Origin of the sequence: Streptomyces sp. Edi4 (genome assembly GCF_040253615.1) — a bacterium.
Classification (GTDB): Bacteria; Actinomycetota; Actinomycetes; order Streptomycetales; family Streptomycetaceae; genus Streptomyces.
The window spans coordinates 2,463,571-2,476,507 of record NZ_JBEJGY010000004.1; the positions used below are offsets into that span (position 1 = coordinate 2,463,571).

Annotated in this window: 11 protein-coding genes and 1 pseudogene; 7 read left to right on the top strand and 5 right to left on the bottom strand. The window is 71.3% G+C overall.

The window, feature by feature from the left end; translation table 11 throughout:
- The first annotated feature begins 62 nt into the window (after positions 1 to 62).
- Positions 63 to 497 carry a hypothetical protein gene (locus ABR738_RS13215; RefSeq protein WP_350230172.1) on the top strand — a complete coding sequence of 145 codons (435 nt, stop codon included), beginning with the start codon at positions 63 to 65 and terminating at the stop codon, positions 495 to 497.
- 1,077 nt (positions 498 to 1,574) lie between these two features.
- Here ABR738_RS13215 and ABR738_RS13220 read toward each other — a convergent pair.
- On the bottom strand, positions 1,575 to 2,957 hold the full coding sequence (locus tag ABR738_RS13220) for a glycine--tRNA ligase (RefSeq protein WP_350230173.1): 1,383 nt from the start codon (positions 2,955 to 2,957) through the stop codon (positions 1,575 to 1,577).
- A gap of 165 nt (positions 2,958 to 3,122) precedes the next feature.
- Between ABR738_RS13220 and ABR738_RS13225 the strand changes: the two genes are divergently transcribed.
- From ABR738_RS13225 to ABR738_RS13240, 4 genes and pseudogenes are all read left to right on the top strand, one after another.
- Positions 3,123 to 4,130 (top strand): metal ABC transporter substrate-binding protein, encoded by a 1,008-nt coding sequence (locus tag ABR738_RS13225; protein ID WP_350230174.1) that lies wholly within the window; start codon positions 3,123 to 3,125, stop codon positions 4,128 to 4,130.
- A 29-nt stretch (positions 4,131 to 4,159) separates the two neighbouring features.
- Entirely contained in the window at positions 4,160 to 4,918 is a 759-nt protein-coding gene (locus ABR738_RS13230) for a metal ABC transporter ATP-binding protein (RefSeq protein ID WP_350230175.1), read from the top strand.
- A gap of 5 nt (positions 4,919 to 4,923) precedes the next feature.
- Positions 4,924 to 5,826 carry a metal ABC transporter permease gene (locus ABR738_RS13235; protein ID WP_350234553.1) on the top strand — a complete coding sequence of 301 codons (903 nt, stop codon included), beginning with the start codon at positions 4,924 to 4,926 and terminating at the stop codon, positions 5,824 to 5,826.
- Positions 5,827 to 5,885: 59 nt separating this feature from the next.
- Positions 5,886 to 6,315: pseudogene (locus tag ABR738_RS13240) on the top strand (Fur family transcriptional regulator).
- A 345-nt stretch (positions 6,316 to 6,660) separates the two neighbouring features.
- Here ABR738_RS13240 and ABR738_RS13245 read toward each other — a convergent pair.
- Together ABR738_RS13245 and recO are read right to left on the bottom strand one after the other, a co-directional pair.
- Entirely contained in the window at positions 6,661 to 7,506 is an 846-nt protein-coding gene (locus tag ABR738_RS13245; RefSeq protein ID WP_350230176.1) for an isoprenyl transferase, read from the bottom strand.
- 110 nt (positions 7,507 to 7,616) lie between these two features.
- Positions 7,617 to 8,366: a DNA repair protein RecO gene (recO, locus tag ABR738_RS13250; protein ID WP_350230177.1), complete on the bottom strand. Its 750-nt coding sequence runs from the start codon at positions 8,364 to 8,366 to the stop codon at positions 7,617 to 7,619.
- Positions 8,367 to 8,672: 306 nt separating this feature from the next.
- Here recO and ABR738_RS13255 point away from each other — a divergent pair, with 306 nt between their 5' ends.
- Both ABR738_RS13255 and ABR738_RS13260 read left to right on the top strand, forming a co-directional pair.
- On the top strand, positions 8,673 to 9,401 hold the full coding sequence (locus tag ABR738_RS13255) for a hypothetical protein (protein ID WP_350230178.1): 729 nt from the start codon (positions 8,673 to 8,675) through the stop codon (positions 9,399 to 9,401).
- 98 nt (positions 9,402 to 9,499) lie between these two features.
- Positions 9,500 to 9,961 carry a hypothetical protein gene (locus ABR738_RS13260; protein ID WP_350230179.1) on the top strand — a complete coding sequence of 154 codons (462 nt, stop codon included), beginning with the start codon at positions 9,500 to 9,502 and terminating at the stop codon, positions 9,959 to 9,961.
- A 58-nt stretch (positions 9,962 to 10,019) separates the two neighbouring features.
- On the opposite strand, the gene ABR738_RS13265 is transcribed toward ABR738_RS13260, so the two are convergent.
- Complete coding sequence (locus ABR738_RS13265) at positions 10,020 to 10,754, bottom strand: TerB family tellurite resistance protein (protein WP_502964080.1); 735 nt, start codon at positions 10,752 to 10,754, stop codon at positions 10,020 to 10,022.
- Positions 10,755 to 11,080: 326 nt separating this feature from the next.
- Positions 11,081 to 12,847, bottom strand: coding sequence for a 2-isopropylmalate synthase (gene leuA / locus ABR738_RS13270; RefSeq protein WP_350230180.1), 1,767 nt, complete (start codon positions 12,845 to 12,847; stop codon positions 11,081 to 11,083).
- Positions 12,848 to 12,937: the final 90 nt, after the last annotated feature.

Consider the following 12,937-nt stretch of genomic DNA (forward strand, 5'->3'; position numbering starts at 1 on the left):
CGCGGAAGTGTGGTGGGTGTGCTCGGGCGGAGGGTCCGCCGGGGCGGAAGGAGCCGGCAGCCATGACTCTTGTTGTCCCGGGGCCGCGTACGAGCAGGCCGGTCCGTACCGTCGCGGGCGCCCTGGGTTCGCGGCGCCTGCCGCGGATGGCAACGGTTTTGACAGGGGCGGGCATCGCGCTGGTGCCGTGGATGGTGGTGCTGGCCAAGACGTTGCCGGCGAGCACGGAGGTTTCGCACTGGTCGACGGCGTGGGTGGGGCTTGACGCGCTGCTCGCGGTGGGGCTGACGGGTACGGGGGTGCTGGTGCGGCGGGGGGATCCTCGGGCGGCGCAGGCGGCCGCGGCGGCGGGGGCGGTGCTGGTGGTGGACGCGTGGTTCGACGTCATGACGGCCGCGGCGGGGGCGGAGTTCGGTGTGGCGCTGGGGCTCGCCCTGGTGGCGGAGTTGCCGATGGCAGCGATATGCGCGTACATCGCCCTACGCCCCCGCCCCTGACCCCGGGCCGGCCCGGGCCGCCAGGGGCGCGAAGCCGTCATTCGGGCCCACGCCAACCCCGCCAGGGGCGAAGCCGACACCCGGTCCGGCCCCAACCCCGGCCAGGGGCGCGAAGCCGTCATTCGGGTCCGCACCAACCCCGCCAGGGGCGCGGGGAACTGCGCGCCCAGCCATCCACCGGCCGGCACCCGAAAGCGGACGGCCCTGGGGCTCCGCCCCAGACCCCGGAAGGCCCCTCCCCGCCCCTTCCCTAAACCCTCCGGGGGCTGGAGAGAAACCCTGCGGGGAGGGAACAACTCTGCCGGGGGCCCTCCGGGGCGGTGGAGGCGGCAACCCTTCCGGGGGCGGGAGGAAACCTCCGAGGGTGCAGGGACCAACCCTGCCGGGGGACGGAAGGAAACCCTCCGAGGGTGCAGGGGCCAACCCTGCCAGGGCGCGGAAGGAAACCCTCCGAGGGTGCAGGGACCAACCCTGCCAGGAGGCGGACGGAAACCCCCGAAGCGGTAGATGCAACAACCCTTCCGGAGGGCGGGAGAAACCCCCCGAGGGGTGCAGGGAACGACCACCCCTCCCGGGGCGGAAGGAAACCCGCCGAGGCGGTGGAGGGAACAACCCTCCCGGGGGGGGGAAGGAACCCGCCGAAGCGGCGGACGCGACAACCCCGCCAGGAGGCGTACGGAAACCCCCGAAGCGATGGACGCAACGACCCCGCCCGAGGGAGCGAAACCCTCCGAGGCGACGGAGGGAGGAGACGCCCCTGGGGCTTCGTCTCGGAACCCGTTCACGGTTGGGGCGCTCGGCCGCGATCACCGGACAGACAGACGGCGCGCGCACACGCAACGGGGCGCGGGCAACCGCATCGGCGGTGTCCCGCGCCCCGGGCCGGCCCGGCTCAGCGACCGGCCCGGCTCAGCGGCCGGCCCGGTTCGGCTCGGCGGCCGGCCCGGTTCGGCTCGGCGGCCGGCCCGGTTCGGCTCGGCGGCCGGTTCGGCTCGGCGGCCGGTTCGGCTCGGCGGCCGGTTCGGCTCGGCGGCCGGTTCGGCTCGGCGGCCGGTTCGGCTCGGCGGCCGGTTCGGGTCAGCAGCCGAGCAGACGGCTCCCGAGGTACTGCTGGATCTGGTCCAGGGACACCCGTTCCTGGGCCATCGTGTCCCGCTCCCGCACCGTCACCGCGTTGTCGTCGAGCGTGTCGAAGTCGACGGTCACGCAGAACGGCGTACCGATCTCGTCCTGGCGGCGGTAGCGCCGCCCGATCGCGCCGGCGTCGTCGAACTCGATGTTCCAGTTCTGGCGCAGGTCGGCCGCGAGGCCCTTGGCCTTCGGGGAGAGCTGGGGGTTGCGCGACAGCGGCAGGACGGCGACCTTGACGGGCGCCAGGCGCGGGTCGAGGCGCATGACGGCGCGCTTTTCCATGACGCCCTTGGCGTTGGGGGCCTCGTCCTCGTTGTAGGCGTCGAGGAGGAAGGCGAGCATGGCGCGGCCGACGCCGGCGGCGGGCTCGATGACGTACGGCGTCCAGCGCTCGCCGGCTTCCTGGTCGAAGTAGACCAGGTCGTGGCCGGAGGCCTTGGAGTGCGCGGTGAGGTCGTAGTCGGTGCGGTTGGCGACGCCTTCGAGCTCTCCCCATTCGCTGCCGCCGAAGCTGAAGCGGTACTCGATGTCGGCGGTGCGCTTGGAGTAGTGGGAGAGCTTCTCGGCGGGGTGCTCGTACCAGCGCATGTTCTCTTCACGCATGCCCAGGCCCGTGTACCAGTTCCAGCGCTGCTCCATCCAGTATTCCTGCCACTGCTCGTCCTCGCCGGGCTTGACGAAGAACTCCATCTCCATCTGCTCGAACTCGCGGGTGCGGAAGATGAAGTTGCCGGGCGTGATCTCGTTGCGGAAGGACTTGCCCATCTGCGCGATGCCGAACGGCGGCTTCTTGCGGGAAGTCTGCTGGACCTGGCCGAAGTTGGTGAAGATGCCCTGGGCGGTCTCGGGCCGCAGGTAGGCGACCGAGGCGGTGTCCTGGGTGGGGCCGAGGTGGGTGGAGAGCAGGCCGGAGAAGCTCTTGGGCTCGGTGAAGGTGCCCTTGTTGCCGCAGTTGGGGCAGTTGAGGTCGGCGAGGCCGTTCGCGGGGGCCTTGCCGTGCTTCTCCTCGTAGGCCTCTTCGAGGTGGTCCGCGCGGAAGCGCTTGTGGCAGGAGGTGCACTCGGTGAGCGGGTCGGTGAAGGTGGCGACGTGGCCGGAGGCCTCCCAGACCTCGGAGGCCAGGATCACCGACGAGTCGATGCCGACGACGTCCTCGCGCGAGGTGACCATGTAGCGCCACCACTGGCGCTTCAGGTTTTCCTTCAGCTCGACACCCAGCGGCCCGTAGTCCCAGGCGGCACGCTGACCACCGTAGATCTCACTGCACGGGTAGACGAAGCCACGGCGCTTGCTCAGGTTGACGATGGTGTCGATCTTGTCGGCGGCCACGGTGCTCTCTTCATTAACGACGACGTGAACGGGGAACGGCGAAGCCTTCAGATTAGCGGCGGCCGCACCCCCTCTATCAAATCGGTTGCCGCGCGGGGCCCGCCGCCCGGGGCCGCCCGCACTGATTATTGACAACCGTTTCCATCTTTGTTGAAAATGGATGTCATGAACGTACGACGCCTCATACCGGCGGCCGCCCTGTCCTGCGCCGCCCTCCTCAGCCTCACGGCCCTGACGGCCTGCGGTTCCGGTGCGGCGGCCACCCGCAAGGACGGCAAGCTGGACGTGGTGGCGTCGTTCTACCCGTTGCAGTTCCTGACCGAGCAGATAGGCGGGGCCCATGTCGCGGTCACCGGCCTGACCAAGCCGGGCGTGGAGCCGCACGACCTGGAGCTGCGCGTCCGCCAGATCGCCGCGCTCAACGACGCCGACGCCGTCGTCTACCTCAAGGGCCTGCAACCCGCCGTGGACGCGGCGGTGGGACAGGCCGACGTCAAGACGAAGGTCGACGCCTCGACGCTCACCTCGATGGAGAAGCACGGCAACGAGGTCGGCGGCCACGCGGCGGCCCACGACGACCACCCCGGCGAGGACGAGCACCCCGCCGGCGAATCCGGCGACCACGGCCACCAGCACTCCGGCGCCGGCGAGGACCCGCACATCTGGCTGGACCCGGTGAAGTACGCCGAGGTCGCCAAGGGCGTCGGCGCGGCCCTCGAGAAGGCCGACCCCGCGCACGCGGCGGACTACCGGAGCAACACCACCGCCCTGCTTGCCAGGCTCGACGCCCTGGACAAGGAGTACGCGGCCGCCCTGAAGAACACGGCCCTCACCTCGCGGGTCTTCATCACCACCCACGCCGCCTTCGGCTACCTCGCCGAGCGCTACGGCCTGACCGAGGAGGCCATCACCGGCCTCGACCCCGACTCCGAGCCGAGCCCGGCCCGGATCAAGGCGCTCCAGAAGATGGCGAAGGCCGACGGCGTCACCACCGTCTTCTACGAGACCCTGGTCAGCGACAAGACCGCCAAGACCCTGGCGGCGGACGCCTCGCTCAGGACCGATGTGCTCGACCCCCTCGAAGGCATCACCGACCGGTCCAAGGGCACCGACTACTTCTCGGTGATGCGGTCCAACCTGGCCGCCCTGAAGACGGCGCTCGGCACCGAATGACCACCCCATCCCCCTCGGAGGCACCCGTCATGGCGCCCGTCATATCGCTCACCCAGGTGTGCGCCGAGCTCGGCTCACGCCCCGTCCTTCGCGGCATCGACCTGGCTGTTGGGCCCGGCGAGGTCGTGGCCCTGCTCGGCGCGAACGGCTCGGGCAAGTCCACCGCGATCCGCACCATCATCGGGCAGGTGCCGCTCAGCGGCGGCTCGGTGGAGATCTTCGGTACCCCGCGCCGGCGCTTTCGCGACTGGGGCCGCGTGGGCTACGTACCGCAGCGCACCACGGCCTCGGGCGGCGTGCCCGCCACGATCCGCGAGGTCGTCTCCACCGGCCGTCTCTCGCGCACCCGCTTCGGACTGCTGCGCAGGGCCGACCGTGAGGCCGTCGAGCGGGCGATCGCCGCGGTGGGCCTGGCCGACCGGGCCAAGGACTCCGTGGACGCGCTCTCCGGCGGCCAGCACCAGCGCGTCCTGATCGCCCGGGCGCTGGCGGCCGGACCGGAATTGCTGATCATGGACGAGCCCATGGCGGGCGTCGACATCGAGAGCCAGGAAATCCTCGCGGCCACCCTGCGCGAGCAGGTCGCCGCCGGCGCGTCGGTGCTGCTCGTCCTGCACGAGCTCGGCCCCCTTGAGCCGTTGATCGACCGGGCGGTGGTCCTGCGCGACGGATGCGTCGTGCACGACGGGCCGCCGCCCAGGGCCGTGGGCCAGCACGCCCTGCCCGGCCACGACCACGTACATCCGCACACGGCCACCGAGCCGGTACGCACGGGACTGCTGACCTGATCATGATGGAAATCCTGAACTCCCCCTTCATGCAACGGGCGTTGATCGCCGCGATCCTCGTCGGGATCATCGCGCCCGCCGTCGGGATCTACCTGGTCCAGCGCCGCCAGGCCCTCATGGGCGACGGCATCGGCCATGTGGCGATGACCGGCGTCGGCCTCGGCTTCTTGCTGTCCACCTCGCCGGTGTGGATGGCGACGCTGGTCTCCGTGCTGGGCGCGGTCACGATGGAACTGATCCGCTGGTACGGCAGGACGCGCGGCGACATCGCGCTCGCGATGCTCTTCTACGGCGGCATGGCCGGCGGCGTGCTCTTCATCAACCTCGCGCCCGGCGGCTCCACCGCCAACCTCAACTCCTACCTCTTCGGCTCGCTCTCCACGGTCTCGCCCTCCGACGTGTGGGCCATCAGCCTGCTCGGGGCGTTCGTGCTGCTGGTGACCGTCGGCCTGCGCCGCCAGCTGTTCGCGGTCAGCCAGGACGAGGAGTTCGCCCGGGTGACCGGCCTGCCGGTGCGCGCCCTGAACCTGCTGACGGCCGTCACGGCGGCGGTCACCGTCACCGTCGCGATGCGGGTCGTGGGCCTGCTCCTGGTCTCCGCCCTGATGGTGGTGCCGGTCGCGGCCGCCCAGCAGCTCTCGCGCAGTTTCGCCCTGACGTTCGCGATCGCCGTCGCCATCGGGGTGTCGGTCACGCTCGGCGGCACGGTCGTCACGTACTACGAGGACGTACCGCCCGGCGCCGTCATCGTCCTGTTCACCATCGCGATCTTCATCGTCCTGACCGCGCTCGCCACGCCCCTGGCCAGGCGGCGCGCCCGGGCGGCGGCAGCGCACACGGCCGAGGGCGAGTGCGGTCTTGACGTGCCCGCCCCCGCGAAGCCCCAGGCCGGCGAGGTCACGGTCTGAGCGGGAGCTGGCACAATGGCCCGAGGAAGGTTTGTACGGGTCAAGGCTTGGAGGCACCTGTGACGACAGCGCCGCTCGGCGGGTCCAATACCGCCCCCGTACGAGGCCGGTCCACCCGGCAGCGTGCCGCGGTGGCGGCGGCGCTGGACGAGGTGGATGAGTTCCGCAGCGCGCAGGAACTGCACGACATGCTCAAGCACCGGGGTGACTCGGTGGGCCTGACCACCGTCTACCGCACGCTCCAGTCCCTCGCGGACGCGGGCGAGGTGGATGTGCTGCGCACCAGTGACGGGGAGTCGGTGTACCGGCGGTGCTCCTCGGGCGACCACCACCATCATCTGGTGTGCCGGGTGTGCGGCAAGGCCGTGGAGGTCGAGGGGCCCGACGGTCGAGAAGTGGGCGGAGTCGATCGCGGCGCAGCACGGGTATGTGAATGTGGCGCACACGGTGGAGATCTTCGGCACGTGTGAGGCGTGCGCCGCCGCTTAGCGGGGTCACGCTGGACCCGGGTCGCCACGAATGGGCCTTCCGCAGGTTCCCCGCGCCCCTGAAACCCTGGTCCCTGCGGACCGTGCCTGCGGGCCATGCGTGCCTGGTCGCGCAGTTCCCCGCGCCCCTTGGTGGCTTGGTGGTCGGGCGCGGGCCGTGGTCGCTTCTCGCGCAGTTCCCCGCGCCCCTGGCCGGGCCGTACCGGCCCGCATGAGCGCTGTCAGCCCGTCGTGGGGGTCCCGTGGCCCTTAAGGCCTTGGGGGAGCTTGAGGACGAGGGCCCTCCAGGCCCGAACGGGGTCTGGGGTGGAGCCCCAGACCCGTGGGCTGCCCGGGCCGGCCCGGGTTATGGGCGGGCGTCGCCGGACTTGTCCAGGGCGGCCAGCGCCTCGTTGGGGATGGCGCCTCCGAAGCGCCGGTCACGGGAGGCGTACTCGAGGCAGGCCCGCCACAGGTCCCGCCGGTCGAAGTCCGGCCACAGCACGTCCTGGAAGACCATCTCCGCGTAACTGGACTGCCAGATCAGGTAGTTGGACGTGCGCTGCTCCCCGCTGGGCCGCAGGAAGAGGTCGACGTCCGGCATGTCCGGGTAGTACAGATACTTCGCGAAGGTCTTCTCGTTGACCTTCGACGGATCGAGCCTGCCCGCCGCGACATCCCGGGCGATCGCCTGCGCCGCGTCGGCGAGTTCGGCACGCCCGCCGTAGTTGACGCAGAAGTACAGCGTCATCGCGTCGTTGGCGACGGTCTGCTCCTGGGCGATCTGGAGCTCCTGGACGACGGACTTCCACATCTTGGGCATGCGCCCCACCCAGCGGATGCGGATGCCGAGTTCGTTCATCTCGTCCCGCCGGCGCCGGATGACGTCCCGGTTGAAGTTCATCAGGAAGCGGACCTCGTCGGGCGAGCGCTTCCAGTTCTCGGTGGAGAAGGCGTACAGGGACAGGTTCTTGACGCCCATCTCCAGGCAGCCCTTGAGCACGTCGAGGACGACGCCCTCGCCGACCTTGTGCCCCTCGGTGCGGGGCAGCCCGCGCTCCTTGGCCCAGCGGCCGTTGCCGTCCATGACGCAGGCGACGTGGTTGGGCACCAGCTCGGCCGGGATCTTCGGCGGCACCGCGCCCGAGGGGTGCGGCTCGGGGGTCTTGTACTCACGCCGGGACCGCCCGCCCAGGATTCCGCGTACTGCCATGTGGAGCTCTCTCCCTAGATGCTCTGACTGCTGTGTGTGCTGTATCCGCTGTGTGTGCTGTGTCCGCTGTGTGTGCTGTGTCCTGTGCTGACTGAAGGCGCTCGGGCCGCTCAGGACTTCTCTACATACCGCAAGGAGCGCAGGCCGCGCTCCAGGTGCCAGTGCAGATAGGCCGATACGAGCCCGCTCCCCTCCCGCACATGCCTCGGCTCACTCGCGTCCGCCGTCTCCCAGTCCCCCGTGAGCAGCGCGCTGAGCAGTCCGATGGCCTCCGCAGAGGGTACGACGCTGCCGGGTACGCGGCAGTCACCGCACACCACGCCGCCGCCCGCCACGGAGAAGAACCTGTTGGGTCCGTGCAGGCCGCACTTGGCGCAGTCCTCGAAGCTGGGCGCGTAGCCGTTGACGGCGAGGGAGCGCAGCAGGAAGGCGTCGAGGATGAGGTGGGGAGCGTGTTCGCCCCGGGCGAGGGTGCGCAGGCCGCCGACGAGGAGCAGGTACTGCTGGACGGCCGGCTCGCCCTCGTTGTCGGTGAACCGTTCCGCCGTCTCCAGCATGGCCGTGCCTGCGGTGTAGCGGGCGTAGTCGGCGACGATGCCGCCACCGTAGGGAGCGATGGTCTCGCTCTGGGTGCACAGCGGGAGGCCGCGTCCCACGAGTTCGCTGCCGCGTGCGAAGAACTGCACGTCGACGTGGCTGAACGGTTCGAGCCGCGCGCCGAACTTGGACTTGGTGCGCCGTACTCCCCGCGCGACGGCCCGCACCCGGCCGTGCCCCCGGGTGAGCAGCGTGATGATCCGGTCCGCCTCACCCAGCTTCTGGGTGCGCAGGACGATGCCGTCATCACGGAACAGACTCATGCCCTCCATTGTCCTGCACCCCCGCGGGGGTGTGGCCGGGGGGCGTGGCCCGGGTCCCGTCGGGGCGCGCGCAGAGCCGCGCGGGCGGCCACGTACGGTACGCGCCCGGGAACCGGCGCCCCCGGTGGGTGACGTGGCAGGGATCACGGTGGCCGCGTCTGCCTTGTCCGCCAAGCGCTTGGGGGGTCTCGTGGGGTGTGGGGCGGGGTGGTTCGTGGGGTACCCACAGGGCGATGGGGCACCATTGCGGCAGCAGGGTCCACTCCCCTGTGAGCCGAGGCTCCCCCTCTTCCTGGACGGACCGGAATGCCGCTGCCCACGACCGGTGCCGGTCGCCGTGCCCGCGTCGCGCTCGCGCGTGCGGCGGGGTGTGCGGGTGTGCTGCTGGTGCTCGCGGGGTGTTCGGCGGGTGAGGGGGTCCGTGACGACGGGCCCGCGCCCAGTCCCTCCGCCTCGGTGACCGCGTCCCCGCTGTGGCCCGGCCACACCGTCACCGCCGCGCCCGCCAAGCCCGGCCAGGGTTTCCACGCGCGCGGGCCCGTGCCGGGGGTGGACGTGCCGGGCGGTGACCTCACCAAGGTCGACGGGGTGCGGCTGCTGGCCGCCGATCCCGGCACCGACCGCGCGGTGCGCAGCGGGCTCAAGGAGTGCCCGCAGCAGTCCTCGTGCCGGCTGCGGCCGCCCGCGTACGCCGATCTGACCGGCGACGGCGAGCGTGAACTGGTCTTGGCCTACGACGACTTGGGCCGCACCATTTTGTGGGTGTACACCGCTGTGGGCGAGCAGGCCCACGCCGTCCTCGAGTACGCGGGGCGGGCCGGTATGAGCGCGGAGACGCTGGGCACGGATCTGGTGGTCACCGAGCCGGCCGGCGGACGCGACCGTCAGGTGGCGACCACACTGCGCTGGAACGGCAGCGAGCTCGCCCCGCTGCCCGCCGCCTCCGACCCCGCCAGGGGCGCAGCGAAGGCCCGGCCCTCCGAGGACTCCCTGATCGAACCGGCCGACGGCACGAAGGGCCCGGGCGGGGGCTGAGGCCGGGCGGCGCCCCCCGCGGGCCCGGGCCCCTGGCCATGATCTACGGTCTCCTACTGCACCAGTACCGATCGGTTCGACCACGGGGGTCTCCACACATGCGTAAAACAGCCATGCTCGCTCTCGGTCTGCTCGCGGCGGCCGCGCTCCTGACGGGGTGCGGCAGCGACACGAAGGACGCCGCTCCCGCCAGGGGCGCGAACGGTTCGCCCGGTGCCTTCGCGAGCGCCCCCGGCAAGGACTCCGACGCCGTCGTGAAGGGCATCGCGCACCGGGTGGTCTTCGAGGTGGGCGGCACGGGCCCGTCCCGGGTGATGTGGGTGGGCAACACCAACCACTTCGAGCAGGTGACGCTGCCGTGGACGAAGACGGAGACGGTTCAGCTGGAGGACGCCCAGCTGAAGGTCGGCGTCCCGGTGTCGGTGGTGCCCGGTTCGGTGGAGGCGGGGGACGGCAAGCTCAAGGCCGCCCCGTGCACGATCACGGTGGACGGCAAGAAGGTGGCGGACAACAACGACGGCGCCTCGCCCAAGCCGTGCTCGTACACGCTCAAGGACTGACGGGCCACGCGGGCCCTCCTGAGGCCCGAGGCGCCCCGAGGGGCTTGTTCGGCGGGGTTCAGGAGGGGGTGCGGGCCGCCGCGAGCAGGCGGGCGGTGTCGTCCGCGCACAGCGAGAGCGCGCCGCCGACCGTGGTGAGCACTTCCCGTTCGGCCGGGCTGTAGGGGCCGTCCGCGAGGGCGATGCGCGCGCCCTGGAGCAGGATCGACTCGCGTCCGGCCGGAGCCAGGTGGGGGGCGAGGGGTTCCAGCGCCTCGTGCAGTTCGATGCCGAGGGCCGCGCCGCAGGGGTCGCTCTCGTCGACCGGGTCGCTCACGAAGCGGCCGGTGTCGGCGGCCAGCGCCTCGATGAGGGCGATGAGCTGTTCCTCCGTGCAGTCCTCGAACCCGGCGGCCCGCACCGTGGCGACGGCGGTGGCGGTGACCGTACGGGAGGAGGTGCCGCCCGCCGCGAGGACGGCCAGGGCGACGGTGTGCACGGCGTCGCGCAGCATCGCCGAGAAGCGGGTGGTGGTGGGGTGGTCCAGGGCGTCCGTGCCGAAGCGCCCCTGGCAGGCGGCGCACTCGACCACGGGGCCTGCGGCGCCGCGGGTGACCAGGGGGATGCCGAGGACGGTGAGGCGCCTGCGGCCGGTGCGGCGCTGGTAGTTGCGGTCGCCTCCGCAGTCGGGGCAGAAGAACTCGCCGTCGCCCACGGTGTGCCACAGGGTGCGGGTGGTCCAGAGGCGGGGGCGGAAGCCGGGCAGCGGCCCGGTGCTGAGGTTTGTACCGTTGTGTCCCCGTGCTGGCCGCACCGCGCACCTCCGTAACGCTCCGGCAACGTTGCCGCGTTGACGTGATGTTAGCCACATCCTCGAGGCGGCGTCAGCACCCCGGCGGGGGAAGCCGTCCGCCTTGGCCGAATTGCGCCCGGGTCATGCCCGTGCGGGCCGGCGCCAACCCCGCCAGGGGCGCGGGTATGTGCGGGGGGTGCCGGCCGGCCCCCAGCCCCGCCAGGGGCGCGGGGAACTGCGCGAGCGGGGTTGAGGAGACCCGAGTGGGCCAGGATCGGATGCTCAGGGGCGCGGGGAACTGCGCGAACAGCTGCCCGCGGCCCGCACCGAGCGGCTGACCGGGCAGGTCAGCGGGCGGCCCGGTTGACGGCGGAGATGACCGCCTTCAGCGACGCCCGCGTCGTGTTCGCGTCGATCCCGATCCCCCACAGCACGACCCCGTCGATCGCACACTCGATGTACGACGCGGCCTGGGCCGACGCACCCTCGCTCATCGTGTGCTCCTGGTAGTCCAGCAGCCGCGCGTCCACGCCGATCGCGGCCAGCGCCTCGAAGAAGGCCGAGATCGGACCGTTGCCGGTGCCGGTCAGGACCGTGTCGACGCCGTCCACGACCGCCTCCACCGTCAGGGTGTCGCGGCCGTCGGTGTCCGTCGTCGTCTGGCCCGAGCGCAGCTGCACGCGGCCCCAACGGGCCTCGGGGTTCTCGGGGTTGGGCAGGTACTCGTCCTGGAAGACCGACCAGATCGCGGCGGGGGTGACCTCGCCGCCCTCGGAGTCCGTCTTCTGCTGGATGATCTTCGAGAACTCGATCTGCATCCGGCGCGGCAGGTCCAGCTTGTGGTCGTTCTTCAGGACGTAGGCGATACCGCCCTTGCCGGACTGGGAGTTGACCCGGATGACGGCCTCGTAGGAGCGGCCGACGTCCTTGGGGTCGATGGGCAGGTAGGGGACGGCCCACTCGATGTCGTCCATGGTCTTGCCCTGGGCGGCCGCGTCCGCCTCCATCGCGTCGAAGCCCTTCTTGATGGCGTCCTGGTGGGAGCCGGAGAAGGCGGTGTAGACCAGGTCACCCGCGTAGGGGTGGCGCGGGTGGACCTCCATCTGGTTGCAGTACTCGGAGGTGCGGCGGATCTCGTCGATCTGGGAGAAGTCGATCTGCGGGTCGACGCCCTGGCTGAACAGGTTCATGCCCAGGGTCACCAGGTCGACGTTGCCGGTGCGCTCGCCCTGGCCGAACAGGCAGCCCTCGATACGGTCGGCGCCGGCCATGATGGCCAGTTCGGCGGCGGCCACGGCCGTACCGCGGTCGTTGTGGGGGTGCACGGACAGGCACACGTGCTCGCGGCGCGTCAGGTTGCGGCTCATCCACTCGAAGCGGTCCGCGTGCGTGGAGGGGGTCGAACGCTCCACCGTGGCGGGCAGGTTGAGGATGATCTCGCGGCCCTCCTCGGGCTGCCAGACGTCGCACACCGCCTCGCAGACCTCCAGGGCGAAGTCCAGCTCGGTGTCGGTGAAGATCTCCGGAGAGTACTGGTAGCCGAAGATCGTCTCGTCGCCCAGGATCTTGTCGGCGTACTCCATGACCAGCCGTGTGCCGTCCACGGCGATGTGCTTGACCTGCTCCTTGGTGCCGCGGAAGACGACGCGGCGGAAGGTGGGGGCGGTCGCGTTGTACAGATGGACGGTGGCGCGGTGGGCTCCGCGCAGGGACTCCACGGTGCGCTCGATCAGCTCTTCGCGGGCCTGCGTCAGGACGGAGATCGTCACGTCCTCGGGGATCGCGCCCTCTTCGATGATGGAGCGTACGAAGGTGAAGTCGGTCTCGCCGGAGGAGGGGAAGCCGACCTCGATCTCCTTGTAGCCCATGCGCACCAGCAGGTCGAACATCTCGCGCTTGCGGGCCGGGCTCATCGGGTCGATCAGCGCCTGGTTGCCGTCGCGCAGGTCGGTGGAGAGCCAGCGCGGGGCCTTGGTGATGCGGCGGTCGGGCCAGGTGCGGTCGGGGATGTCCACGGCGTCGTACGGGGCGTACTTGTGGACCGGCATCCCGGACGGCTTCTGGGCCTGGGTGGCGTTGGTGACGGGGGTGGGGCGGCCTACGGGCTGGGACATGGCGTGCGGCTCCTCGGAAGCAGAGGGAGGGACGGCCGACTGTCGAGCGCAACACCAGATCCCGCGGGGAGGGGGTCGGCCTACGACTAC

Bases quoted from the DNA above. Each gene is read 5' to 3' on its own strand.
- ABR738_RS13215 (WP_350230172.1), top strand. From the start codon at position 63: ATGACTCTTGTTGTCCCGGGGCCGCGTACGAGCAGGCCGGTCCGTACC.
- ABR738_RS13225 (WP_350230174.1), top strand. From the start codon at position 3,123: ATGAACGTACGACGCCTCATACCGGCGGCCGCCCTGTCCTGCGCCGCC.
- ABR738_RS13230 (WP_350230175.1), top strand. From the start codon at position 4,160: ATGGCGCCCGTCATATCGCTCACCCAGGTGTGCGCCGAGCTCGGCTCA.
- ABR738_RS13235 (WP_350234553.1), top strand. From the start codon at position 4,924: ATGGAAATCCTGAACTCCCCCTTCATGCAACGGGCGTTGATCGCCGCG.
- ABR738_RS13245 (WP_350230176.1), bottom strand. From the start codon at position 7,506: ATGGCAGTACGCGGAATCCTGGGCGGGCGGTCCCGGCGTGAGTACAAG.
- recO (WP_350230177.1), bottom strand. From the start codon at position 8,366: ATGAGTCTGTTCCGTGATGACGGCATCGTCCTGCGCACCCAGAAGCTG.
- ABR738_RS13255 (WP_350230178.1), top strand. From the start codon at position 8,673: ATGCCGCTGCCCACGACCGGTGCCGGTCGCCGTGCCCGCGTCGCGCTC.
- ABR738_RS13260 (WP_350230179.1), top strand. From the start codon at position 9,500: ATGCGTAAAACAGCCATGCTCGCTCTCGGTCTGCTCGCGGCGGCCGCG.
- leuA (WP_350230180.1), bottom strand. From the start codon at position 12,847: ATGTCCCAGCCCGTAGGCCGCCCCACCCCCGTCACCAACGCCACCCAG.